The organism is Paraburkholderia sp. GW821-FHT02A12 (assembly GCF_059422005.1).
Genome location: NZ_JBWKWA010000002.1, coordinates 510,247 through 535,232, shown reverse-complemented (window position 1 = coordinate 535,232; position 24,986 = coordinate 510,247). Strand labels below are relative to the sequence as shown.

Sequence of the window (24,986 nt, the reverse complement as noted above, 5' to 3'; positions counted from 1 at the left end):
TTGGCGCGAGTCGTGGTTTGTTTTGATGTGCCCGCGCGGACCTGCTTCAAAGCTGCGTCAAAGTACGGCCAGCCAGCCACCGTCGACGTAGATGATCTGGCCGTTCACATAGCTCGATGCCGGCGAAGCCAGATACACCGCCGTGCCGACGAGTTCTTCCGGCTTGCCCCAGCGTTGCGAAGGATTGCTGCTCCTGACCCAGGCGTCGAAAGCGGCGTTTTCGATCAGCGCCTTGTTCATGTCGGTCAGGATGTAGCCCGGACCGATCGCATTCGCCTGAATGTTCGAGGCCGCCCACTCGGCGCTCATCGCGCGGGTCAGCATCTTGATGCCGCCCTTCGCCGCCGTATAGGCACCGACTGTCGCGCGCCCGGCTTCGCTCGTGAGCGAGCCAATGTTGATGATCTTGCCGCCGGTGCCGCGCGCAATCATCCGTCGTGCAGCCTGCTTCGCAACGATGAATGCACTCGTCAGATTCGTATCGATCACGCGTTGCCAATCATTCAGTTCGAGTTCGACCAGTGGCTTGCGAAACTGGATACCGGCGTTGTTGATGACGATGTCGATCTGCACGCCGTCCTTGTCCCATTGCGCAAACGCTTCGGCGACCGCCTGTTCGTCGGTGACGTCGAACGCGCGGCCTTGTGCGTTGAATCCTTTGCTTTTGAGCCGGTCGACAGCTTCGTCAACCGTATCGGCGCGTGTGCCATTCAGGACGACGCTGGCGCCCGCAGCCGCCAGTCCCTCTGCCAGTGCGAAGCCGATGCCGCGCGCCGAACCGGTGACGAGCGCCGTGCGGCCGCTCAGATCGAATAACTGTGTCATGTGCTGATCCTCTCGATTCAGTTGCGAGGCGCGAGTGCGCCCCTCGCGACCATTGATACGTTCGCGATAACGTTAGTGTGGGGTCGCCGCTGGCGAGGCTGCCGGGCAGCTAGCCAGGCAGTCTGCTAAGCGGGCTGGTCGTTGGCGGTGCGATTCAGGGCGGCGCGGTCCTCGAAATCCTTCTCGGCACGCTCGATGAGTGTCAGCACAGCCTGTTCAGCCGCTGCCGGATCGCCATTCTCGATCGCGACGCAAAGCGCTTCGTGCATCGGCAGCGAACGGGCCGGGCCACCGGCGATCTCAGAGCTAAGTTCGAAGCTCGTACGCAAGATCGCCGACAACGCGTTCTGCATCTGCTGGATGAACTGGTTGTGGCAGGCGGTGAGGACGGCGCCGTGAAACGCGAGGTCGGCGGGAACGTACTCGCCGTGGCCCGCGACGGCCCGTTCCATCTTCTTGAATGCGCGCCGCACCGCGATGCGATCCTCGTCGGTCGCGCGCTTCGCGGCGAGTTTCGCGGCATTCGGCTCGATGATCAGGCGCAGTTCCATCAGGTCTTCGACGAGACTCGGCTCGATGGCGCCCGCTCGCGCACGCCACGTGATCACGTCCGGATCGAACAATTGCCATTGCGAGCGCGGCAGCACGACCGTGCCGTAGCGGCGGCGCACTTCGAGCATGCCCTTGGCGGAGAGCGATTTCATCGTCTCGCGGATGGTGATGCGGCTCACCTGCATCTGCTCGGCAAGAACGGGCTCGGCCGGCAGAATATCGCCGGGCATGAATTTACCTGAGCAAATCTGCTCGCCCATCTGATTTAGAACCTGCCTGTGCAAGGTTGCCACGATTCGCCCTCTAGATCATACGTATGATGTAGAAAGATAGTGGCGTGGACGCCCTGACGCAATTCGGGTTGACCCGAGGCCCGGCTCTCCCACTTGTCGTCGGCCACCCGAAACAACAAGCTTGTTAAAGCGTCGGGGGTCCTCGGCTATTTCGATACGGAACGGCCTGCTACGCCAGTGCCGCAGCTTATCGGTAGCTCAATCAATCTCCGACTGAAGCGAAGTCGCTGCAACACCCGAGATCCGGGATGTGACGCTATGGGTTAGAGAGCGCACGAAACGGTGTTGCACTTCAGATTTGAGGCCGCCGTTCCAAATCGCCCATCAACGGTGCCCAGAGCTTTCCCATTGGCAGTTCTTCGGCCGATACGGTCATTGGTTCTGCGGCGCAAAAAAGCCCCGGAGAGGCATCGCCCCGGGGCCCGTTGCCGTTTAGAACTCCTGTACCGTCGGTCGCAAGACAATCTCGTTGATATCCACATCTGCGGGCTGCTCGATCGCGTAGGCGATGGCGCGTGCCACGGCATCGGACGGAATCGCAATCTGGTAGAAGTCGCGCACGAACTGCGCGCTCGCTTCGTGCGAACTGCCCAGTTTCAGTTCCGAATCGACTGCACCTGGTTCGATCGTCGTCGTGCGGATCGCTCCGCCCACTTCATGGCGCAGCCCTTCCGAGATCGCACGCACCGCAAACTTGGTGCCGCTGTAGACAGTCCCACCCGGGCTAAAAACCTTGATGCCGGCAACGGAGGCGATATTGATGAAGTGCCCGCTGCCCTGCCGTTGGAATACAGGCAACGCCGCCGCAATGCCGTACAGCACGCCCTTGATGTTGATGTCGATCATGCGATCCCACTCGTCGACCTTCGCCTCGCTCAGGGGTGCGATGGCCATCAGGCCAGCGTTGTTGATCAGCACATCGACCTTGCCGAACACGCGCACGGCGGTATCGATTAGCGCGTGCACGTCGCCCTGGCTAGTTACGTCGGTCGGCACAACTTCAACCTTGCCACCCGCCGAGCGGATCTCTTCGGCAATGCCTGCGAGCCGGTCCGCACGACGTGCTGCCAGTACCACGGATGCACCAAGCGCAGCCAAATGGCGCGCGGTGGTTTCGCCAAGGCCACTGCTGGCGCCTGTAATCACCACCACTTTCCCTTCGATGTTCTTGCTCATCTCATCTCCTTGCGAGAAATCTCGTTGCGATGGAGCGAGTATCGGCGCGACCATTCTTGCTGAAAATGGAAATGTTAAGATTTCATAATTCCTGAAAGTGGAACCATCGCCGCCATGCTTAATCGACTGGAAATGCTGCGCATCTTCGTAGCCGCTGCAGAATCCGGCAGCTTCAAAAACGCGGCGGTCCGACTTGGCATCTCGCCACAGGCGGTCACGCGCGCCATCCAGGAACTGGAGCGCATCCAGGGGGAATTGCTGTTCCACAGAAACACACGTCAGATCCGAATTACCGCGTTTGGAGAGCAACTCGCCACACGTGCCAAGGACGGTCTTCTGCGGGTCGACAGCCTGTTTGCACCGCACCTCCATCGGGACAGTTCCGAACTCGCAGGGGTCGTCCGTGTTACGGCGCCCAAAGCACTGGGTCGTATCGGCGTGTTGCCCACCCTGACCGACATCGCGATACGTCATCCCGGGTTGTGCATTGATCTCGACTTGAGCGACCAGCCAGCCGATGTCATTGACGAACGAATCGATATCGGCGTGCGATTCGGTTTCCTGCGCGATAGCCGCTATGTGGCGCGCAAGGTCGCAACACATGCCTTCCACGCCGTTGGCGCACCGGCGTTGATCGAAAGACTCGGACGGCCAACGCATGTCCGCGATCTGGAAGAGCTACCCACCACGGTCATGCATGACGTCACAACGGGGCGGCCATGGCCCTGGTGGTTCGCGGACGGCCAGCAGTACACACCATCGAAACCGGTCTTCACTAGCAACGACTCCGAGGCCGAGCGCGATGCGGTGTTATCGGGGCTGGCCTTCGGCCAGCTCGCCGGGTTTTTGGCTGACACGCATATTGCTGCTGGTGAACTGGTACCGGTGCTGCTGGAGTTTGCACCGGACCCCTGGGACCTTTGCGTCTATCGTCCACAGCGGGGACCTGTTCCCCCACGCGTTCGTCTGGTATTTGATAGCTTGGTGAAGACGCTGTCCGACCAGTAGCCGTAGCTTGGCTCATCGGGCTCTTGCTCGTACTTCGCCAGCCAGCGCAGATACAGTTCCATCTGACTCTTGTACTCGGCCTTGAAGGCGCCTAGTTTCAGCTCGATAGCCACAAGCCGTTTGAGCTTGCGGTTGTAGAACAGCAAGTCGATGTAGAAATCGTCATGATCGATCTGCACGCGCTTCTGGCGGACCACGAAAGTGAAACCGGCACCGAGCTCGAGGAGGAACTGCTCCATCTCGCGCAAGATGGCATCCTCGAGATCTTTCTCCAGGTAGTGGTCGTTAAGCCCGAGGAAATCCAGCACATGCGGATCCTTGAGCAGTACGTCCGGCGACACGCGCTGCTCCTGCCGCAGTTGCGCCAGGTCGTGCTGCACCGCTTCTGCCGGTTTTCGTGAAATTGCGCTGCGCTCGAACTGCGACGCACAAATTCAACGGCCGCCTAAGGTCGCCGAGGCCGGTTTCGCCCATGTAGCGACGGTCGCAAAAGATAAAGCCGTTATGGCGGCGTATTCGACCCCATTATATGTGCCGTCCGAAGACTTCAGCATTTTTCGGACATCTCTTGAGCTCGTCCGAAAAATGAAGCATATTTCGGACATGAACATCCTGTCAAAAGACTCCGACCTGCGCGCGCAGATCCTTGAACGCATCGCCTCCGATCCAGATGCGGTCTGGACCCCGGCTGATTTCGCCCATCTCGGTAGCCGCGCAGCGATCGACAAGACGCTGCAGCGGCTTGTCGCTTCTGGCGAGTTGCGTCGCATCGACCGCGGGCTATACGATCGGCCGAGAAAAAGCCGGCTCACCGGGCGGGAAGCTGTTCCTGATTATCGGGCAGTCATCCGTGCCGTCACGCGTCGAGGAAACGCCCGCTTCGTGGTCGACGGCATGACAGCCGCGAATGACCTCGGGCTGACCACCGCTGTGCCAGCGCGCATCGAAGTCCTCGCGGACGCCCGGCTCAAGCCGGTCAAACTCGGCAACCAGGAAATTCATTTCAAACCAGCAGCGGCAAGCCGCCTATTCTGGGCCGGCCGGCCGGCCATGCGCGTGGTGCAGGCCCTCCACTGGATGCAGGACGTGCTGTCCGATCCCCAGGAGCGGACACGCACTGCCGACGTTCTTCGCCGCATCATGATCGATCCGGAATACGGCGAGGCCATCCGGACCGACCTGCGTGACGGATGGTCAGCGCTGCCGATCTGGATGCAGGCGTTCCTGCGTGACCTCGTCAAACCGTCTGACAGGGAGAACATGTGGTGACAGCAGACGCTTATAGACAGATCATCACAGCACGACCCCGCGACCGGCTCGACCTCTTCCTCACCGCAGCCAATCGACTCGGCACGCCAGTTGGCAACATCGAAAAGGACTTCTGGGTCTGCTGGACACTCGATGTGCTTTATCATCGCTTGGCCGCCGATGCCCCGAGGTTGTTATTCAAGGGCGGCACGTCCCTGTCGAAAGCTTATGGGCTCATCAAGCGCTTCTCGGAAGACATCGACGTCACCGTGTTTCGGGACGATCTGGACGAGCCAGCCTCCATCGAAGAATTGCAGGTGCTCTCGGGGAAACAGCGCAGAGCGAGGCTCGACAATATACGGGATGCCTGTCACGCCTACATCACCGGCCCGCTTCGGGAGGCCCTAGCCGCCGAACTTGCACAGGATGCCGGCGGCACAGGACATATCGAGGTGGACCCAGACGACCCAGATGGCCAGACGCTGCTGGTGTGGTATCCGGAGGTCGAACCTCGCGACGGGGCATACGTTCGGCCCGCGGTGAGAATCGAATCTGGAGCGAAATCAGCACTCGATCCTCATCAGCCAGCGCTCGTTCGCCCCTATGTCACGGACGATATCCCTGAACTCGATCTCGATGTCCCTGGTGTTACAACGATCGAAGCAGGCAGAACCTTCTGGGACAAAATGGTTATCGCTCACGGCCTGCGCCGCTGGTACGAGCGGCGCGGCGTATTGCGACAGGAGGGGCAGCGTATCTCCCGCCATTACTACGATCTCCACTGTCTGCTAAACACGGAAACTGGACGAGCAGCCCTGTCGAATCTCGAACTCGCCACCGACTGCGTCCGCCACGCCCGGATGTTCTTCGACCGTACGGATTTCGATCTGGCGTCGGCACAACCCGGCTCATTCGCAATTGCCCCGACAGACGGAATGGTCGGCGCACTGCAACGCGACTACGAAAACACGGCACCAATGATATTTGCAACACCACCCGCGTTTGACGACATCCTGACGTCCATCCATGCACTGGACGTCGCAGTCAATCAGCATGGCTGAGCGTCCCCCGCCAGTCCCTACCGCGACGCCGAACACCCACAAGAATAGAGAGAGAAATTCAATGCCGTATCGACTTAGACGAATGATTCTGGTGAATGCGGGGACTAATAAACAGCAGCCCTCCCAGAGGTTTTCGGAGGTCGACGGTGTCAGAAACCAATTAACTTCCAAATGGAAGTTTTATGGTTACCGCTACCAATAGACACTCCAGCAAGCTCCGGGAGCGTCCTGGCGGAAGGCAGCCGACTCCAACATTTCCCGACAAAGCCCAACCAGGTTTGGCTCCCGCAGTCCCGGCAGGTGGCTACCCATACTCCTACCCATGTTGTGAAAGTGCCTGTCCCGGCGGCCCTCCACTAGTAAGGAGGCACCGCTCCTGCTAGGCAGCCGCCCCAGTCAGTCAAACGACGGGCACGGATCGAATGTTACTTATCTCGAACAGGCGCAGACCAGTCATCTGCCGACGACACGGACATTTACACGACGAACGCGCTTGACTTGCGAGCACCTGCTACTTAAAAGCGAAGCCGACGACTGGATGCCTCACTGAACTGGTCTGCGAGTAACAAAAACTGGCCGGCCGCCGCCAAGTAAAACGCTGCAGCCCAAACGCTTTAAGTTTTTTGCTGATCCTGCAGCCGCGCTCTGCATTCACGCAAGAAACGGGGCAATGGTGTTCACCGTTATCGGCAACTCGAGCACCTTACAGCAAAAGATCTCCGCCGAAAACCACACGTTCGGAAGGTCCAGCGGCCGTGCATCGCAGATTCTCTCCGCAGCGCAGAGACAAAGACAGCCGACTGAGCAACGCTGCCATTGCCCCAGCAAGCGTTCACTGTCTAGTTGAAAGCCGATGCAGTTGTCGTACCGCCATGCCTGCTTGCCTTCCCCCATGTTTCGTAAAAAACTCTACGGAACGACCGAAGGCAACAAGCACACTATACGCACAAAGCCTCATTAAATCGGCGGATTGTGGGAACCGAAGAGACTGTAGCGGAACTCGATTGGCTTCCAGAAAATTAACCAAATAACTTCCGTTTTCGACGTATTCAGCGGTCAAAACCGAGGTCTTTCGCTGGGTCTGTTACTCAAATAACTTCCGAGATTGACGGTTTTCAACCATAAATCTTCCGTCGTCGTCGAAGATCAACAATCGAGCTAGCGGCCGGCAGCCCAAGGCTTCCGTGAGCGGTGCCGCTCAACATTGCTTAGGCCGAGCGTCCCGAAATCTTGAGGTTTGTTCGACGCCTGCCCGTGTCTGCGGGCTCGGGGGCGCGCGACGGCGCGTGCGGGCAGGCGTTGAATAAACCTCAAGAGTGGTGGACGTTTCGCAACGCGATCAAGGAGTGGCTGGTCTGAACCTTCGCGCCTCATCCTTGGCCGACCCGATCACCAGGCCCGCCTCCGCCAGCAAACGCCGCAGTCCCAGCTTCGGATAATTGCGATCGACAACCCGCACATCGGCACGGGTCTCCTCGATGATCCAGTCGCGCACATCCGCTGCAACCGGCCGCAACGGCCGATTCTCCGGCCACACCAGGCAGCAGCGCCGGTTCGTCACGATCAGTTCCTCCTCGGCCGGGAGCAGCGCGCCCTCGAGAAGCCAATGCGACACCACGTTGAGCCAGCCGAGCGCGACTCCCTGCCCCAGCAGCGCCGCCTGCACGACGATGGCGTAGTCGTTGAAGCTCAGCATGCTCGCTACGTGCCGCCCGTGTGCCGCGAACGTGGCGAACCGCTCATGCCAGCCGCGCTCGCCATCGTCCATCACGATCACCGTGTCGCCGTGCTCGCGGCCCGTCTGCGTCGCGGCCGTTTCGTGATAGCGCCGGTTGCACACCGGCAGTAGCGTCTCCGGCATCACGAGCACACTGTTCTCGCCGATCTCGTCCTCGCGCAGGAAGCGCATGCCGAGATCGACATCGACGAGCGGCCCGCCGATTCGCCCCGAGATCAGCTGAAAGCGCAAATCGACATTCGGAAACGCCTGGTTCAGCCGGCTCATGCGCGGCATCAGCCAGTGTGTCGTGAACGCGGTGGACACCGACAGCGTGACGGACTCGATGCCAGTCGCACGCGCCTCGATCTCACGTATCGCGCCTTCTATGCCATTGAAGCCTTCCGATATCTTCCGGTAGAGGATTTTGCCGTTCTCAGTCAGCTCGATCCCACCACGCACGCGCTCGAAAAGGCGCACGCCGAGATGGTCTTCCATGCGCGCCAGCATGCGGCTCACCGCGGGCTGACTCACATATAACTCCTGCGCCGCGCGCGTGAAGTTGCCGCAGCGCGCGGCAGCTTCGAACACGAACAGCGCATTGGCGCTCGGCAGTTTTTTGCGAAGGTTAGGCATGACCTGATGTTATGCCTTATCCAACAATTTGGGAATTGCCGCCAATAATGACGCGGCCTATATTTTCCCTAACGCAGGCCTTTTCAGCGAGACAGGACGCAATGGACGCACGAGCGAAAACAGGTGTTTCGATCCGATCGGCAGCGAAGCGTTACGGCCCGGTAGTGGCTCTCGACGACGTGTCGCTCGACATCGCCCCGGGCGAATTCGTCTCGCTGCTTGGTCCGTCGGGGTCGGGCAAGACCACCCTGCTCGGCATCCTCGGCGGCTTCGTGCAGCCGAGTTCGGGTGCGGTCTGGGTCGGCGAGCGCGACATTACATTTGCGCCGCCGCACAAAAGGGACATCGGGATCGTCTTTCAGAACTATGCGCTCTTTCCGCACATGAGCGTCGGCGAGAACGTGGCGTTTCCGCTGCGCGCGCGCCGTCAGCCCAAAGCGACGTGGGCGAAGAAGGTCGCCGATGCGCTCGCGATGGTCGAACTCTTGGGCTACGAGAGCCGCGGCATCGGTCAACTGTCCGGCGGCCAGCGCCAGCGGGTGGCGCTCGCCCGCGCGATGGTCTTCGAGCCGCAACTGATCCTGATGGACGAGCCGCTCTCCGCGCTCGACAAGCAACTGCGCGAAACCATGCAGATCGAGTTGCGGCGGCTGCATCGCAAGCTCGGCGCGACGATCGTCTATGTGACGCACGATCAGCGCGAGGCGCTCACCATGAGCGACCGCGTGGCCGTGCTGAAGAACGGCCGGCTTGTGCAGATCGACACGCCTGAGCGGCTCTACGACCGTCCGTGCGACGCGTTCGTGGCGAGCTTCATTGGTGAGGCGACGCTGCTCGCCGTGACGCGCGCCGGCGATGACGCCGTGCGTCTCGGCGATACGGTTCTGCGCACCGCGCACCCGCTGCCGCGCGGCGACAAGCTGCTGCTCGCGGTGCAGACCGAAAAGCTCGTGATCGACGGCGGCGATCGGCGCGACGGCGTGAATCGTCTGTCATGCCGCGTCACCGAGGTGCTGTACCAGGGCGAAAGCCTGCGCGTGTTCGCAACGCTCGCCGACGGCACCGCCATCAGCCTCAGGCAGCCCGGCGGCCACGACGCGCGCCGGCGCATCCCGGAGCCGGGCGCACCGATGAGCGTCGTTCTCGATCCGCAGGACACGATCATCGTGCCCGCCTGACCCCGCCCATTTTTCAGCCGCCCACGCCTGGGGTATTCCCTCTCCCGTTTTCACAGCAAACTGCAAAAGGATGATTTCATGAAGCTCACCGATTTCAAGGTCCTGACGTTCGACGTCGTCGGCACACTCATCGACTTCGAGCGCGGCGTGCTCGGCTCCGTGCGGCGCCTCGGCGGCCCGGCAGCGAAGGATCTGACCGACGACCAGATCTTCGAACCGTACATGCGCGGCCGTGCGACCCATCCGGGCCGCTCGAGCCACGAAATGGCGAACGTCTATCTGTCGCTGGCGAAGGAACTCGGTCTGCCCGACGACGCGCAATCGGCCGCCGCCTTCCAGCGCGACGTGCTCGAATGGCCCGCATTTGCGGATTCGGTCGCCGCGCTCAAGCGTCTGCGCAAACACTTCCGCCTGGTTGCCATGACCAATGCGGACCGCGTCGCACTTTCGGCCTACGCACACACGCTTGGCGACCCGTTCGACGACACGGTCTGCTGCGACGAAACCGGCGTCGCGAAGCCCGATCCGCAATTCTTCGCTTACAACCGCGGCCGTCAGGCGGCATTCGGCTACAAGTTCGGCGAGATCCTGCACACCGCGCAAAGCCAGTACCACGACATCGGCGTCGCCACGGAACTCGGCTATGCGACCTGCTGGATCGAGCGCCGCCAGGGCAAGAGGGGCTTCGGCGCCACGCCGGTGCCCGAGGCCGTCACGACGCCGACGTTCACGTTCCCGACGCTCGCCGCGCTGGCGGACGCCGTCGAAGCCGAAGCGCGCCTCGCCGCCTGAGCCGATGCTCGCGCCGACGACACGCCCCTCGCCCCTGCCCGACTCGCTCTGGCAAGCGCTTGCCGCCGCATCGCCCGATGCGGGCGCGGCCGTTAGTGCCGGCGCGCCGCTCGCGCGCGATCTCGACGTCGAAGTCGCGGTGATCGGCGCGGGCTACTCGGGCCTCGCCGCAGCCTATGCGCTGCAAAAACGCGGCGTCGGTTGCGCCGTACTCGACGCAAACCTGGTCGGCTGGGGCGCGAGCGGGCGCAATGGCGGCGTGGTGTCGTCGAAATTCAGGCTGTCGTTTCCCACGATCGACCAGTTGCACGGCCTCGATACCGCGAAGCGCATGCACCGGCTCGCGCATGAAGGCGTGCGGGTCGTCGAATCGCTGGTCGACGAGTTCAAGCTCACGCTGGCCCGCTTCGAGCATACTGGCAGCCTGCGCTGCGCGCACACCGAGCACGCGCTCGCGGCGATCTGCGCCGAAGCCGACTGGGTGCGCACGAGGCTCGGCGATACGTCGATGACGGTGCAATCGCGCGCCGAAGTCGAGCGCGAGACGGGGTCGAAAGGTTTTGTCGGTGGTGTGCTGAGCGCAGATGCCGGCACGATCCTGCCGCTCGAATACGTGCGCGGACTCGCGCACGGCATGACGCTGCGCGGCGTGCCGATTTACGAATCGACGCCGGTACTGCAGATGCACCGCGCGCCCGGCGATACGCACGTGACGTTGCGCACGCCAGGCGGTACGGTGCGCGCGAAGCAGGTCATCGTCGCGACCAATGCCTATTCGGATCTCACGCCGGCCACCTCGCCGTATCAGCGCGAACTCGTGCCGTTCCGCAGCGCAATGATCGCTACCGAGCGCCTACCCGCCGATCTCGACGCACGCCTGATGGTCGAACGCCGCAGCTACACGGAAACGCGGCGCATGATGAAGTGGTTCCGCAAAGTGGACGGCCGCATGCTGTTCGGCGGACGCGACGCGTTCGGCAAGGAAGGCCAGATGACCGGCTTCGATGCGCTGCAGCGGGCGATGGTCGCGCTCTTTCCCGATCTCGCTGGCGTGCGCGTGGCGTATCGCTGGTCGGGCTATGTAGGCATGACGTTCAATTCGCTGCCACATGTCGGGCGCAGCGACGATGCCACGACCTTCTGTCTGGGGTATAACGGAGCAGGTGTCGCGATGGCCAGCCTGCTCGGACAGCATGCCGCCGCGCTCGCCCTCGGCGAGACGCCCGAGCTTTCGCTGCTCGGCGCGCCTGGTTTGCGGCCCGTGCCTTTTCATTCGCTGCGCGCGCCGGGTGTGAGGCTCGTCGCTGCGTGGTATCAGTTTCTCGACGCCTTAGGTGCATGATGACGACCGCCAAACGGATGCTCCAAGGACCCACATTGATGCAGGCCACCGAGTCCGATCCTGCCGCGCGCTACCAGCGGCGCGAAGATCGCACGATGCTTCTCCTGATGGCGCCGGCGCTCCTCGTGATCGTCGTGCTGCTCGTCGTGCCGCTCGCCTGGCTGTCGTGGCAGTCGATCTATCACGACGGCTTCACGCTCGAGAATTATCGGCGCATGTTCTCGGGCGCCTACCTCGAAACCTTCCTGCTCACGTTCAAACTGAGCATCATCGTGACCGTCATCACGCTGGTGCTCGGCTATCCGGTGGCCTACTTCGCGGCCTCGCTGCCACCGAAGCTGAGCGCGCTTGTCCTCGGCATGGTCATCCTGCCGTTCTGGACCAGCGTGCTCGTGCGCACTTACGCGTGGCTCGTGTTGCTGCAGCGCACGGGCCTCGTCAACAAGGCCTTGATCGCCTCAGGCCTGATCGACCGGCCGGCGCAGCTCGCCTATAACCAGTTCGGCACGGTCATCGCCATGGTTCATATCCTGCTGCCGTTCATGGTGCTGCCGCTGTATTCGGCCATGCAGAAGATTCCGCCGAATCTCTCGCAGGCGGGCGCGAGCCTCGGCGGCTCGCCGCTGCATGTGTTCATGCGCGTGTTCCTGCCGCTTTCGATGAGCGGCGTGTTCGCCGGTGTCACCCTCGTGTTCGTGCTGTGCCTCGGCTTCTACATCACGCCCGAGTTGATGGGCGGCGGCAAGTCGATCATGGTGTCGATGGTGGTGAGCCGCAACGTCGAGATCTATAACAGCTGGGGCGCGGCGAGCGCGGTGAGCGTCGTGCTGCTGATCTGCGTGTTCGCGATTTTCTACGCCGCGAGCCGCGTGGTGCCACTCGAAAAGACCCTGGGCGCGAAATGACAAAGCTCTCGTTCGGACGGATCGTCCTCGGCGCGGCGGTCGTGCTGATCCTCCTGTTCCTCATGGTGCCGGTGCTGATCGTCGTGCCGCTGTCGTTCTCCGACACGCGTTTCATGACCTTCCCCCCGCCGGCCTATTCGCTGCGCTGGTATCACTCGTTCTTCGACAACCCCGCGTGGATCGACGCCGCGCGCACCACGCTGACCGCCTCGACCTGCGCCGCACTGCTGGCGACACCGCTCGGTGTGTGCGCCGCCTATGCGATTCAGAACGGCACGCATTGGATCATGCGCTATCTGCGCACGCTGCTGATGCTGCCGTTGATGGTGCCGATCATCATCGTCGCGGTGGGCGTGTTTTTCGTCTACTCGCAGGCCGGCTATGTGAATACGCTCGGCGGGCTGATTCTCGCGGATACGATGCTCGGGCTGCCGTATGTGCTGATCTCGGTCGGCGCCGATCTTCGCACCTTCGACCGCACCCAGGAGATGGTCGCCCGCAGCCTCGGCATGAATCGCTTTCGTAGCTTTATGACGGTGACGCTGCCACAGATCAAGGCGAGCGTGATCTCCGGCGCAGTGTTCGTGTTCATTCAGGCGCTCGACGAAACGGTGGTCGCACTCTTCGTGTCGGGTGGCTCGAACCAGACGCTGACGCGCCGCATGTTCGTCACGCTGCGTGACGAGATCGATCCCACCATCGCCGCGATCAGCACGATGCTCACAGCGCTGACGCTGTGCCTCGTGATGATCGTCGTGGTGAGCCGGCGCTCCGGCGCGGCGCGAGCCTGAACTCCTCCTACACACCTCTCACATGATCAATGCACTGAAGTTCTATATCGACGGCGCGTGGGTCGAGCCGTCGGGCACGGCACGCCTGCCCGTCATCGATCCCTGCACCGAAGAAGCGTTCGCCGAAGTGGCAATGGGCACACGCGCCGATATTGATCGCGCGGTCGCTGCGGCAAAACGCGCGTTCACGTCGTTCTCGCAGACCACGCCCGCCGAGCGTCTCGCACTGATCCGCCGCATTCTCGAGGTTTTTCTCGAACGTCACGACGAGATGGGTGACACGATCTCGCGCGAACTGGGCGCCCCACGCGCGATGGCGCACGCATGGCAGGCGGGGATCGGACGGCGGCATCTCGACGAATTGATCCGCACGTGCGAAAAATTCACGTGGCAACGCAAAAAAGGCACGACGCTCGTCAATCACGAACCGGTGGGCATCGTCGCGCTTATCACGCCGTGGAACTGGCCGATCAATCAGATCGTCTGCAAGGCTGCGCCGGCCATCGCGGCCGGCTGCACGATGGTGCTGAAGCCCAGCGAAGTGACGCCGCTTAGCGCGCTGCTGTTCGCGGAGATTCTGGACGCGGCGGGCGTGCCGCCAGGGGTCTTCAACCTCGTGAACGGCGATGGACCGACCGTCGGTGCGGCGCTTGCAGCGCATCCCGATGTCGACATGGTGTCGTTCACCGGCTCGACGCGCGCGGGCATCGAGATCGCGAAGCTCGCGGCGCCGACCGTCAAGCGCGTGCATCAGGAGTTGGGTGGCAAGTCGGCCAACATCCTGCTGGACGACGTCGACTTTGAAGCCGCCGTGACGGCGGGCGTCAACGCGTGCTTCAACAACAGTGGCCAGTCGTGCAATGCACCGACGCGCATGCTGGTGCCCGAGGCGCGCCATGACGAGGCGGTGGCGATTGCCCGGCAGGCGGCGGAAGCACATCGCGTCGGCCCCGCCAACCACGAGCGCACGACCATGGGGCCGGTTGTCAGCAGCGTGCAGTTCGAGCGCGTGGAACGGTTGATCGCAGCCGGCATCGACGAGGGCGCGCAGGTCGTGGCCGGTGGCCTCGGTCGTCCGCAAGGTCTCGAACGCGGCTATTACGTGCAACCTACTGTGTTCGCGAACGTGCGTCCGGCCATGACGATCGCGCGCGAGGAGATCTTCGGACCCGTGCTCGCCATCATGCCGTATCGCGACGAAGACGATGCGATCGCGATTGCGAACGACAGTCCCTTCGGCCTCGCTGCCTATGTGCAATCCGCCGATCACGAGCGCGCGCGGCGCGTAGCGTTCAGGTTGCGTGCGGGCAGCGTGTACCTGAACTACCCGTCGTGGGACGCAGGCTCGCCGTTCGGCGGCTACAAGCAATCGGGCAATGGGCGCGAATACGCCGAGTGGGGGCTAGAGGCGTTTCTCGAGGTGAAAGGCATCGTGGGGTATGGGGACTGAGGGCAACTGAGCGCCGCGGCGGCCGACGGGCCGCCTTTGCTTTCTCAACCCGGCACGTCGCCTAGGCGCGGCCACGCAGCATGTCCGCGATGCGCTCCGCGATCATGATGGTCGGAATATTCGTGTTGGCGCACGGTATCGACGGCATCAGCGACGCATCGCACACGTAAAGCCCGTTCACGCCATACACGGCACCACGCGCATCGCAGACAGCGAGCGGATCGTCGGCGGTGCCCATCCGGCAGGTTCCCGACGGATGCCAGGTGCCGCCCACCGAGCGCGTGACGAACTTCGTCAAGGCACGATCGTCGGCAAGCAAGTCTTTCAGTGTCACGCCCTGAGTGACCACGCGTCGCACAAGCCACGCGCGAAACGGACCCGCGATGTCCAGCAGCGCGCTCAGCGTGCCGCGTTGTAACGCATTCCACGCACCCGGCACGGCCACACTTGCGACACGCGGCGAATAGCTCGAAGGCAGAAGCGTCGCGCGATGCTTCGCCATCATCGGATCGGCCAGCGTTTCAGCGCCGAAGCGCAGCGCCCGCTTCAGGCGCTCGAGATCGCGAGCATCGGACAGCAGGTTGAAATCGACAGCGGGCTCGCTATGCGGATTCGCCGACGTCAGCGTCACCCGGCCGCGCGAGTACGACTTGTTCACCCAGAAGAAGATCGTGCCGAGCCGGTAGCCCACCGAATGCCAGCCCGAACGCGACAGGATTGCACCGTGCATGTCGCCGGGCACTGTGTCGTGCATGCATGACGAAAAGCGCACGATGGCCTGCTCGTGATGCTCGTCGGGAAACGGCGTGCGGGCGGCCCGCGGCAAAACTGCAGAGACGGCGATTGACGGATGCTCCATCAGATTGCCGCCGACGCCGGCCCGGTCCGCGCGCACTTCGATACCGAGCGCGGCGAGCTCAGCGGCCGGTCCGATGCCGCTTCGCATCAGCAGCGCGGGACTGTGGATCGCGCCGGCGCAGACGATTACATCCGCGGCGCGCAATTCCTCGCTGGCGCCATCCCTGCCCTCGCTGCCGACGATGCGCGCACCGACTGCGCGCATGCCGTCGAACAGCACGCGCTCGACGAGCGCGTCGGTCCGGATCTTGAGGTTCGGACGGGCACGCACGGTGTCGTCGAGATAGCAGACCGACGTCGGGATACGCTCGCCGGCCTCGCTCACGGCTATCGATCCGATGAACGTGCCGTCCGCCCATGCGCCGTTCTGATCGTCGCGCCGCACGTGGCCGCGCGCGTCGAGCGTGCCGAGCACCGCGCGCACGAAGGGTGAGATGCGTGCCCAGTTCGTGCGCTGAATGCGGACCGGGCCGCTCTTGCCATGCAGCTCGCCGTCGAAGTCGCAATCGGATTCGAGTTTGCGGAAGTACGGCAGGCAGGCAGCCCAGTTCCAGCCGTGTGCGCCGAGCGCGTGCCATTCGTCGTAATCGGCGGGCGCGCCGCGATTCGCCATCAGCGCATTGATCGCCGAGCCGCCGCCTAGCAGGCACGCCTGTTCGTAGCGTCGTGTCGGCGCCGACACGCTCATGCGCGCCTTCAGGCGCTGCCAGATGTTCGCCGTGTCGAGATATGCGCGGCCGGGATACCGGCTGCGCACGGCAGCAGGCATGTCCGTCTGCGAGATATTGCGGCCGGCCTCGACGAGGCAGACGGTCTTGCCGGCGTCTTCGGACAGGCGCGCGGCGAGCACGCAGCCCGCCGAACCGCCGCCGAGAATCAGATAGTCGATCACGTTCGATGATTACGCGGGCATTGAAACGTGCGGAACGGGTGAGCAAAACGTGCGCGCGAGCCCGTGAGCCCGCGCGTCGAGCCGGCCTGCGCCTTATTGCATGAACTTGAGCCAGCGCGCCTTTGCCTGAACGCCGGCGTCCGAGGCCCACCATTCCTCCGACATGAGCGCCTGCTTCGCCGCGTTGTCCGGCGAACTCGGCAGCTCGCTCGCGCGTTTCGCGTCGATCTTGCCGGTCTTGAAGGCAGCCGGATTGCCCGGGCCATAGTCGATGTACAGCGGCAGGTTCGCCTGCAATTCGGGCGAGACAGCGGCGTTGACGAATTTGATCGCGTCGGCCAGGTTCGGCGCGTTCTTCAGCACGCACAACTGGGTGTTCTGAAGAATGCCGTCGTTGAACGTGAAGTCGATATCGGGGTTGTCTTTGCGCACGGCGCTCGCGCGGCCGTTCCAGATCATCGTCATGTCGACTTCGCCGTCGTGCAGCAATTGTGCCGACTGCCCGCCCGACGTCCACCAGACGGTCACGTCCGGCTTGATCTGTTGAAGCTTCTTGAACGCACGATCGACATCGAGCGGATAAAGCTTATCGCGCGGCACGCCGTCTGCCAGAAGCGCGGCTTCGAGTACCGTCTGTGGATCGTTGCGCAACGCGCGCGTGCCGGGGAATCCCTTCACATTCCAGAAATCGGCCCAGCTCTGCGGCACTTTCTTCAACGACTTCTTGTTGTAGCCGATGACCGTCGAATAGAACTCATAGGCGACTGAATAGGGCGTGCGGTATTTCTCGGGCATCGCGGCCCCATTCGGGATCTTCGAGAAATCCAGCTTCTCCAGCAGGCCTTCGTGGCCGCCGCGCAGGCAGTTGGACGTCGGCGTATCGACCACGTCCCAGATCGGCTTGCCGGTTGCAGCCTGAGCCTTGATCTGCGGCCACGCGTCCGGGATGCTGTCCTGGTTCACGGTAATGTTCAGCAGTTTCGCAGCAGGATCGAGGATTGCCTTGGTCTGCGCTTCCTGATACGTGCCACCTTGAGAAACAAAGGTAATCTTCCCCGCAGCAAAAACAGGCGTGAGACACGCAGGCACCAGACCCGCGACACCAAGAATCAGAACCGCGGCAAGCGGGCGCAACGTTGGCTTCTTGATCACGACTTTGTCCTCGAAAGGGTTAAGCGAAAGAGATCGTGGATGTAATGCGCATTGAGCCCAATATAGTGAGTCTATTTAACGGCGACAACACCGCAATTGTTGTGGTGTCCATGACATCACGTTATGGCAAACGCGTCGCGTCGGCTTTGTGATGACCAGATTTTTTTTCTGGAGTCGTGCCGTCTCACTCTCGGTAAGTTGACAAAGCCCCCGGGAAACCTTGCCGGGCGGAAGGCAGCCGGAGTCGAACCGACCTGAGAGCGGCTGACGCCCTCAACTGGGTTTGAAGCCGAGCCTGTCAGAATTTTAGTGTGCCGAGGTCATGAGACGATAACGGAAACAACGTCCTATGACCGAAGCAACTGTGACTAAGAAGATCAAGAACCCGAAGGCGCCGAAGCTGTTCCCCGATGAACTGATCGATCAACTGCTGGCGCAGATTCAGAACAAGGATGCGGAGTCGGTTCTCGGCGAATCGGGCCTGGCCGGGCAACTGAAGAAGCAACTGGCTGAGCGCATGCTGGCGGCGGAGCTAACGCATCACCTGGAGAACGAGGCGGAGCAAGGCAAGGCCGGCAACCACCGCAACGGCACGAGCCGCAAGACGGTCATCACGCCCAACGGCGAACTGAATCTGGACATTCCGCGTGACCGGCAGGCGACATTCGAGCCGCAACTGGTGGGCAAATATCAGCGCCGGCTGCCGGGTTTCGACGATCACGTCATCAGCATGTACGCGCGCGGCATGAGCGTGCGCGAGATCCAGGGCCATTTGCTGGAACTGTATGGCCTGCAGGTGTCGCCCGATCTGATTTCGACTGTCACCGATGAGGTGCTGGCCGAGGTCGAACAGTGGCAGCAACGCCCGCTTGAGGCAATGTATCCGATCGTGTATTTCGACGCACTTCGGCTGAAGATCCGCGACGAAGGCACGGTCAGGAACAAGGCGGTGTATCTCGCGCTGGGCATTCGCGCCGACGGCCGCAAGGAAGTGCTGGGTTTGTGGATCGAGCAAACCGAGGGAGCCAAGTTCTGGCTGAAGGTCTTCAACGAACTGAAGAACCGTGGCTTGCACGACATCCTGATCGCCGTCGTCGATGGCTTGCGCGGTTTCCCCGAGGCGATCGAAGCGGTGTATCCAGCCGCGCAGATCCAGACGTGCATCGTGCACCTGATCCGCAATTCGCTGAATCTGGCGAGCTGGAAGGACCGTAAGCCGCTGGCAACCGCGCTCAAGCCGATCTATCAGGCTGCCACGGCCGAAGCGGCGGCAGTCGCCCTGCAAGCCTTCTCTCAAGGCGAGTGGGGGCGCAAATTCCCCACCGTGGCCGCGATGTGGCAGCGCCAATGGGAGCAAGTCATCCCGTTCTTCGCCTATCCGCCGGAAGTACGCAAGATCATATACACGACCAATGCGATCGAGAGCATGCATATGCAGCTGCGAAAGATCGTCAAGAACCGCGGTCACTTCCCCAGCGACGAAGCCGCCAGCAAACTGCTGTACCTGGCCTTGCGCAACATCGAAAAGGATTGGAAGATGCCACCTGTTACCTGGCGGCAAGCAGTCAATCAGTTCGCCATTCTGTTCGGCGAGCGCTTCACCGCCGCCATCAGCTGAGATTTTTAACCGACCTCAGCACACAAAATTCCTGACACCTCCTTGAAGCCCAGTCCTTTCGCCCGTCGTGCAAGGGTTCTACGGCCATGAGTGGCATTACAGTGTCATTTGTCGGAAAGCGGTCGTGGCAGCGAGGGCCGCGGCCCCTGCGTTGGATTAATTTTTACGGCCGGCCCTCATCCAAGACGCCAGTCCCCGCTCCAGTCCACCGGCCCTAACAGGTGAACCAACCGCAGCGGACGACCAATGCGCAATCCGCATCGCGCAGAAGAATCTGATTTTTCACCCTCCCCATAATTTTCCATAATTATATTAATCAACCGGACTGGTTGTTAGGGCTTTTTGAGAATGTCGTGTTCTGGCTAGGTTCCGATGGGTTGTCGAGCGAACTCACTCGTGGAACCACAGTTTTCGACGACTCCGTATTCGCTTCGAACGCCGCGCCGACATCCACGAAGCACTTCTCAAACTCGGCTGCGCGCTCGTCTGCTTGAACGTCTTCAGGCGTACCGAGCAGCCTTTTTGAACTGGCCTCTAAGAATGGAGGCAGCTTGCGGACGATCGAATACCGCTTTTCCACCATTTGGCGCATCGATGCGCCAGTGCAGGAAGTTTGGGCAGCAATCCAGGATTCGGCGCGCTGGCCCGAGTGGTGGCATAACGTCGAGCGCGTGGACCAGCTAGAGGCGGGTTCCAATCAGGGCGTGGGCGCCGTACAACGCTATACGTGGAAGGGCTGGTTGCCCTATCGCCTCGTGTTCGATATGCGGGTGACGCGCGTCGACCCGTTGGTCGCGCTGGAGGGGGAAGCCAGTGGCGACGTCGAAGGCGCCGGCCGGTGGAGCTTTTCGACCGACGGACGCAACCTTACCGTGGTCCGCTATGACTGGTGCGTGCATATGAACCGCGCATGGATGAATGCATTGGCGCCGTTGTTGCGACCGGTTTTCCAGTGGAACCACGATGCAGTGATGCGCGAAGGCGGCGCGGCGCTAGCGCGGCGGCTGGACGCGCGGCTGCTTGGCATCGAGCATGGATGAAGCCAGCGCGGCAATGGATTGAACGTCAGGATGGGGTATGCCTCAATGTGACGCTCTCCGTTTCGACACAAACGCGCGGCAACCCGGCCCGGCAACTGCGACGCTATACATCTTATAATTGTTCTTAAGCGTCGGCTTACCGGATAACAACCATTGCCGCACGGCGTGCGTCATGCAGGCCGGGGCGCGACCAACGCAAAGGGGGAAGCGAATGCCTGCGACCGTCTTGTGGCGAGAAAGTGTCGCGTCCCGCAGGCGCATGGCGTTCGGAACGGCCTTGTTCGTCGTGGTGATCCTGCTGGCACTAACGGGGGGCTATCACATCGCGTCCGAACGGGCGCAAGTCCAGCAACAGGCCGTCGCCCAGGACATCGATGACTCGATCGACCGCATCGTCACCGATGCCCGCACTGACGAGCGCAAACTCATGAATCTGGCGGGACGGCCCTGTCCCGAGATCCAGGCGAACCTCACGCTCAGGGACGTGTTCATCCCCTATCGCCGGAGCGCGATGATGGTCCAGGATGGGAACGTGTACTGTTCAACCGTACTCGGACCGGTGTCCATCCCGCTCGCCACCTATCTGGTTCCATCGGGCGATGCCCGGCAGATCGCTTTTCTCGGCGGAACGCAACCGGTACCGGACGTGTCCGTCATGGCGATCTATGCTCCGGTCGACCACCGCCACGGCATCCTGTATATCGTCGAGGGTGTGTACGTTGTGGACATCCTTGCGCGGGCAAAGGCGTCGGGCGCCAGGAGCGCGTCGGTCTCCGACGGATCGGGGGCCACCCTCACCAGTGACGGACGTTTCTACAAGACCACGGCCCGCGCCTCCAGCATGGGCGACATCCTCGTCCAGGTGCAGCGCGACGCCGACAGGCTGCGCACTGACCTGATCTCGACCGAGATTGTTGCATTGTTCGTGGGACTCTCCCTGTTCGCCGCACTGCTCGCCGGCTATATCGCTGGTTTCACGCCCCGTCAACGGCTGGAACGACAGGTCCGCGCGGGTTTGCGGCGCAATGAGTTTTACGTTGAATACCAGGCGATCGTGGACTGCAAACCGGACGCTGGGTCGGCGCCGAGGCCCTGTTGCGCTGGAAACATCCGCGCCTCGGCCTCGTGATGCCGGGAAAATTCATCGGCGAGATAGAGACGACGTCCGTGATTGCGCCTTTAACGGATTTCGTGCTGGCCACGGCGCTGGCCGAACTGCAGGCCTGCGCCCTCCCGGACGGGTTCCGGGTGAACGTCAACCTGGCACCGAAGCACATCGAAATGCACTGTTTTCCGCACGACATCGGTTCGACGCTCAAGCGAAGCTCCTCCCGCTTTGAGGTCGTACTCGAGATCACTGAACGCGGGTTGCTGCGGGGGCTGGTGGCCAGCCATGACAATCTGATGAGCCTCAAGGTTCTTGGCGTCAAATTCGCTGTCGACGATTTCGGAACCGACAACAGCAACCTCGCGCTGTTACAGCACTTCGCCTTCGACTACATCAAGATCGACCAGCGATTCACCGCTGGCGTTGCGAGCCACGACCGGCAGCTCGTTGAAGGCATTGCCTATCTCGCGAACAAGCTGGACCTGACCGTGGTGGCGGAAGGCGTCGAAGAAGTTGAGCAGCGCGACGCCCTGAAGGAGATCGGTATCAGGTTCGCGCAAGGTTTTCTGTTTCAGCGGCCCGCAAGTATTCTTGAGTTCGAGCGGATGTACCGCCATTCAACCCATGCCATGTCGCAAGCGGTGGCGTCCTGACCGGCATGATCGAGGCTGAAATTGTCAGCGGACAACTCTACGGATCCATTCACCAGGCGGCTCGGCCGATCCTTTGCCTGTCTCGAACACTTCGGCAACGCGCTCCCGCAATTGCTTCTTGCAGTCCGTTATCTGGTTCGGATGGATATCAAGCTACTGGGCGAGCTCTGCCAATGTCCTGTCGCCCTTGACCGCAGCTAGTGCCACCTTCGCCGTGAACGCCGGCGAGTGCGCACGTCGATTTCGTTTCGTCATCTTCTGGCTCCTTGTCGCCGGCGGACATGGTGAAAGTGCAACGAGCCGATGTGGTTTTGCCGATATCTCCTGGTCCGGTGTTGTCAGGTTATCAGGTCGGTCACGTAAGATGGCGTGATGAAGAAATCGAAATCGCTCTATCACGGTCACCGTTTTCCAGCCGAGGTCATCAGTTGCGCTGTGCGCTGGTATTGATATGACTTTGCGTGTCAATCGCGACGTTGGGTTTCAGGTTGTTGCATCGACGCACGAATTTCCTGAGGGCGGCGCAGCAGTAAGTCTCGACGGTGGATCACACTGATATCCGCGGGTTGGATACCGCATTACAGAGGTCCGCCTCATGAGCCTGCCGCTATCTTCCGCCGCAAATTGGTGATGCCCGTTGCGAAATACCATCGCGGGTTGCTCGGGTGCCGGGCTGCGCCGCCTTCAGGAAACTCCTTCCGTTGTTCGGGGAATTACACACAGGCCGCGGGCAGTTTGCTGCGAGGTATTGCAAGCGACATGGCCAGTCGACTGATGTCCCAGATGAACGCAGCCAGTTCGCGGGCAATAGCCACGACCGTGATGTTGATAGGCTTGCCTCGCGCTGTCAGCCGGCGGAATCGTCGGCACAGCCGCACCTGGGCGTCCCAGGCCCGGTCGATGATGGGCTTGGGCAGACCTTCGAGACGGGCCTGGATTTCCGGACTTACGCGGGCGGGATGACGGTAACTCCATGCGGCCTCGACCAGCAACCGTCTGGCGTAGCTGTTGCCGGTTTTGGTGATGCTGCCCAGCCGGCGTTTGCCCCCCGACGAATGTTCTGATGGCGTCACGCCAAGCCAGGCCATCAGCTGACGCGGGTGTTCGAAGCGGGACAGATCGCCGAGTTCAGAAAGCATCCCGACGGCGGTAACAAACTGGACACCCCGCATGGCCTGCAGGGCCAGCACCACCGGATAGAACCGCCAGGAGATCACCGCTTCGCGCAGGGCTGTTTCGAGACGGGCGCACTGTGCGAGCCGGTCCTCGATCGTGCGTCGGTGCTCGTCAAAGGCAAGGTGCTGCCAGGCGCTGGGAAACGAACAGCGACCCAGCCAGCGACGGTGCGCCTCGCCCCAGTTTGCGCTGCCGGTATAGCGAACGCCATGCGCGAGCAGGAATGATTTCAGTCGCTGCCGTGCGTGCCGCAGATCCTCACGGGCAGTTGCCCACGCGCGGGCGAGATCCCGGAACGCCTCGTCCTCTATTCCAGGCACGTACACGGCCGACAGGTCGCCGGCGCGCAGCGAGCGCGCCAGCTTGATGGCATCACGCCGGTCAGTCTTCACCCGTTCGCCCGGCTTGCGCGGGATCAGTGAAGGTGCGCAAACCATGCAGTCGAAGCCCTTTTGCACGAGCTGACGGTACAGCCCATAACCACATGGACCTGCCTCGTACACGACGCGTACGTGTGGTGCCTTGGACTGTAAGCGCGTGCACAGGCGATCGATGTCGGCCCCGGTCGCACCGGTCTTGCCCAGCAGTTCGACCTCGCCCGCGTCGATCGCGTAGGCGACCGTGATCGAGTCCTTGTGAAGATCCAGTCCAACGTACACCGTGCTATCGTTTCGCATGCTGGCCTCCGTGGAGGAAATCGCCGGGGCGCGGCCCAGTCCACGCCCGTGCGGCTCTGGCAGCAATGCTAACCCGCGTTCAGTTTCCCCACGGCGGGCCAGCCCCTACCTCACGCAAAGTCATACTGCCTTCCGCTTTCAGTTGAGCTTGCGCGACATCGAGGAACTGCTTTTCGAGCGCGGCGTGGTTGTGACCTACGAGACCGTCCGATGCTGGTGCGACAAATTCGGCGAGGGCTTTGCTCACCGCGTGAAAGCGGCGCGTCGCAAGCCGGGTAGCACGTGGCATCTTGACGAGATGTTCGTCACTCTGCGGGGCGAACCGTTCCTGCTGTGGCGTGCGGTCGACGAGCATGGCGCCGAACTCGACATCTTGCTACAAAAGCGGCGCGATAAAGCTGCGGCCAAACGTTTTTTCAAGCGTGTGCTGCGCTCGAACCCGGTGCCGCGCAAGATCGTCACCGATCAGTTGCGCAGCTATCCGGCAGCAAAAGCCGAGATCCCGAAACTTGCGAACGTGAAGCACGTGTTCGTCAAAGCGGCCGCCCGACTGAACAACCGCGCGGAGAATAGCCACCAACCGACGCGCGAACGCGAGCGTCGCATGCGCGGCTTTCGTGACCTCAAGCGCACACAGAAATTTCTCTCGTGCTTCGGGCCGATACGGCAACATTTCGCGCTCAAGCGACATCTGTTGCGCGCTTCACTCTATCGCAAGCAACTCGCAGCTCAGTTCGTGGCATGGCGTGAATTTGCCGAACACGCCCAAAATCCGTCGACCTCTTTCTGATAGTTGTCACGCCCGCCGTCGTGCCGTCTCACGCTCGGCAAGTTGACA

Annotated in this window: 21 protein-coding genes and 4 pseudogenes; 16 read left to right on the top strand and 9 right to left on the bottom strand. The window is 62.0% G+C overall.

The features are described 5' to 3' along the window. Positions 1-57: 57 nt before the first annotated feature. From AC07WT_RS23610 to AC07WT_RS23600, 3 genes are all read right to left on the bottom strand, one after another. Entirely contained in the window at positions 58-825 is a 768-nt protein-coding gene (locus tag AC07WT_RS23610) for an SDR family oxidoreductase (protein ID WP_492593101.1), read from the bottom strand. Positions 826-950: 125 nt separating this feature from the next. Beyond that, positions 951-1,670 (bottom strand): FadR/GntR family transcriptional regulator, encoded by a 720-nt coding sequence (locus AC07WT_RS23605; protein WP_494948802.1) that lies wholly within the window; start codon positions 1,668-1,670, stop codon positions 951-953. Between the two features lie 432 nt (positions 1,671-2,102). Further along, complete coding sequence (locus AC07WT_RS23600) at positions 2,103-2,846, bottom strand: SDR family oxidoreductase (protein ID WP_492593099.1); 744 nt, start codon at positions 2,844-2,846, stop codon at positions 2,103-2,105. 114 nt (positions 2,847-2,960) lie between these two features. Between AC07WT_RS23600 and AC07WT_RS23595 the strand changes: the two genes are divergently transcribed. Next, entirely contained in the window at positions 2,961-3,854 is an 894-nt protein-coding gene (locus tag AC07WT_RS23595) for a LysR family transcriptional regulator (protein ID WP_494948801.1), read from the top strand. An 11-nt stretch (positions 3,855-3,865) separates the two neighbouring features. On the opposite strand, the pseudogene AC07WT_RS23590 reads toward AC07WT_RS23595, so the two are convergent. After that, positions 3,866-4,273: pseudogene (locus tag AC07WT_RS23590) on the bottom strand (PDDEXK nuclease domain-containing protein); the annotation flags it as partial. Between the two features lie 85 nt (positions 4,274-4,358). On the opposite strand from AC07WT_RS23590, the gene AC07WT_RS23585 reads away from it, so the two are divergent. Then, a complete protein-coding gene (locus tag AC07WT_RS23585; protein WP_494951018.1) occupies positions 4,359-5,123 on the top strand; it encodes a DUF6088 family protein in 765 nt (254 codons plus the stop codon). After that, complete coding sequence (locus tag AC07WT_RS23580) at positions 5,117-6,163, top strand: nucleotidyl transferase AbiEii/AbiGii toxin family protein (RefSeq protein ID WP_494948800.1); 1,047 nt, start codon at positions 5,117-5,119, stop codon at positions 6,161-6,163. Before AC07WT_RS23585 ends, AC07WT_RS23580 begins: the two co-directional genes overlap by 7 nt. Positions 6,164-7,502: 1,339 nt before the next feature. Here AC07WT_RS23580 and AC07WT_RS23575 read toward each other — a convergent pair. Beyond that, positions 7,503-8,516 carry a LysR family transcriptional regulator gene (locus tag AC07WT_RS23575; protein WP_494948799.1) on the bottom strand — a complete coding sequence of 338 codons (1,014 nt, stop codon included), beginning with the start codon at positions 8,514-8,516 and terminating at the stop codon, positions 7,503-7,505. A gap of 101 nt (positions 8,517-8,617) precedes the next feature. Here AC07WT_RS23575 and AC07WT_RS23570 point away from each other — a divergent pair, with 101 nt between their 5' ends. The 6 genes from AC07WT_RS23570 (at position 8,618) to AC07WT_RS23545 (ending at position 14,974) form a co-directional block, all read left to right on the top strand. Next, positions 8,618-9,694, top strand: a complete 1,077-nt coding sequence (locus AC07WT_RS23570; protein ID WP_494948798.1) for an ABC transporter ATP-binding protein — start codon at positions 8,618-8,620, stop codon at positions 9,692-9,694. Between the two features lie 78 nt (positions 9,695-9,772). Continuing rightward, the gene (locus tag AC07WT_RS23565) at positions 9,773-10,486 is read left to right on the top strand and encodes an HAD-IA family hydrolase (protein ID WP_494948797.1); all 714 of its coding nucleotides are present in this window, start codon (positions 9,773-9,775) and stop codon (positions 10,484-10,486) included. Between the two features lie 4 nt (positions 10,487-10,490). After that, on the top strand, positions 10,491-11,828 hold the full coding sequence (locus AC07WT_RS23560; protein ID WP_494948796.1) for an NAD(P)/FAD-dependent oxidoreductase: 1,338 nt from the start codon (positions 10,491-10,493) through the stop codon (positions 11,826-11,828). 38 nt (positions 11,829-11,866) lie between these two features. Further along, positions 11,867-12,733, top strand: coding sequence for an ABC transporter permease (locus AC07WT_RS23555; protein WP_494948795.1), 867 nt, complete (start codon positions 11,867-11,869; stop codon positions 12,731-12,733). Further along, positions 12,730-13,524 carry an ABC transporter permease gene (locus AC07WT_RS23550; RefSeq protein ID WP_097392711.1) on the top strand — a complete coding sequence of 265 codons (795 nt, stop codon included), beginning with the start codon at positions 12,730-12,732 and terminating at the stop codon, positions 13,522-13,524. Before AC07WT_RS23555 ends, AC07WT_RS23550 begins: the two co-directional genes overlap by 4 nt. A gap of 22 nt (positions 13,525-13,546) precedes the next feature. Continuing rightward, positions 13,547-14,974 carry an aldehyde dehydrogenase family protein gene (locus tag AC07WT_RS23545; RefSeq protein ID WP_494948794.1) on the top strand — a complete coding sequence of 476 codons (1,428 nt, stop codon included), beginning with the start codon at positions 13,547-13,549 and terminating at the stop codon, positions 14,972-14,974. Positions 14,975-15,035: 61 nt separating this feature from the next. On the opposite strand, the gene AC07WT_RS23540 is transcribed toward AC07WT_RS23545, so the two are convergent. Together AC07WT_RS23540 and AC07WT_RS23535 are read right to left on the bottom strand one after the other, a co-directional pair. Beyond that, positions 15,036-16,724 (bottom strand): GMC family oxidoreductase, encoded by a 1,689-nt coding sequence (locus AC07WT_RS23540; RefSeq protein ID WP_494948793.1) that lies wholly within the window; start codon positions 16,722-16,724, stop codon positions 15,036-15,038. Positions 16,725-16,817: 93 nt separating this feature from the next. Beyond that, positions 16,818-17,876: an ABC transporter substrate-binding protein gene (locus tag AC07WT_RS23535; RefSeq protein WP_097392714.1), complete on the bottom strand. Its 1,059-nt coding sequence runs from the start codon at positions 17,874-17,876 to the stop codon at positions 16,818-16,820. A gap of 349 nt (positions 17,877-18,225) precedes the next feature. Here AC07WT_RS23535 and AC07WT_RS23530 point away from each other — a divergent pair, with 349 nt between their 5' ends. The 5 genes and pseudogenes from AC07WT_RS23530 (at position 18,226) to AC07WT_RS23510 (ending at position 22,295) form a co-directional block, all read left to right on the top strand. Beyond that, complete coding sequence (locus AC07WT_RS23530; RefSeq protein ID WP_494948792.1) at positions 18,226-19,494, top strand: IS256 family transposase; 1,269 nt, start codon at positions 18,226-18,228, stop codon at positions 19,492-19,494. Positions 19,495-19,852: 358 nt separating this feature from the next. Next, a pseudogene (locus AC07WT_RS23525) lies at positions 19,853-20,020 on the top strand (IS5/IS1182 family transposase); the annotation flags it as partial. Between the two features lie 25 nt (positions 20,021-20,045). Next, positions 20,046-20,534, top strand: a complete 489-nt coding sequence (locus AC07WT_RS23520) for an SRPBCC family protein (protein ID WP_492595734.1) — start codon at positions 20,046-20,048, stop codon at positions 20,532-20,534. Positions 20,535-20,745: 211 nt separating this feature from the next. Next, positions 20,746-21,663 (top strand): CSS-motif domain-containing protein, encoded by a 918-nt coding sequence (locus tag AC07WT_RS23515; protein ID WP_494948791.1) that lies wholly within the window; start codon positions 20,746-20,748, stop codon positions 21,661-21,663. Further along, positions 21,630-22,295 (top strand): EAL domain-containing protein, encoded by a 666-nt coding sequence (locus AC07WT_RS23510; RefSeq protein ID WP_494948790.1) that lies wholly within the window; start codon positions 21,630-21,632, stop codon positions 22,293-22,295. The genes AC07WT_RS23515 and AC07WT_RS23510 overlap by 34 nt, the downstream gene beginning before the upstream one ends. Before the next feature lie 63 nt (positions 22,296-22,358). Here the strand turns inward: AC07WT_RS23510 and AC07WT_RS23505 are convergent. Next, a pseudogene (locus AC07WT_RS23505) lies at positions 22,359-22,550 on the bottom strand (transposase); the annotation flags it as partial. 117 nt (positions 22,551-22,667) lie between these two features. Here AC07WT_RS23505 and AC07WT_RS23500 point away from each other — a divergent pair. Beyond that, positions 22,668-22,742, top strand: a pseudogene (locus AC07WT_RS23500) (IS6 family transposase); the annotation flags it as partial. 266 nt (positions 22,743-23,008) lie between these two features. Here the strand turns inward: AC07WT_RS23500 and AC07WT_RS23495 are convergent. Continuing rightward, complete coding sequence (locus AC07WT_RS23495) at positions 23,009-24,148, bottom strand: IS110 family RNA-guided transposase (protein ID WP_494948789.1); 1,140 nt, start codon at positions 24,146-24,148, stop codon at positions 23,009-23,011. Between AC07WT_RS23495 and AC07WT_RS23490 the strand changes: the two genes are divergently transcribed. Further along, entirely contained in the window at positions 24,147-24,938 is a 792-nt protein-coding gene (locus tag AC07WT_RS23490; RefSeq protein ID WP_494948788.1) for an IS6 family transposase, read from the top strand. The genes AC07WT_RS23495 and AC07WT_RS23490 overlap by 2 nt on opposite strands. The last annotated feature ends 48 nt before the right edge of the window (positions 24,939-24,986 follow it).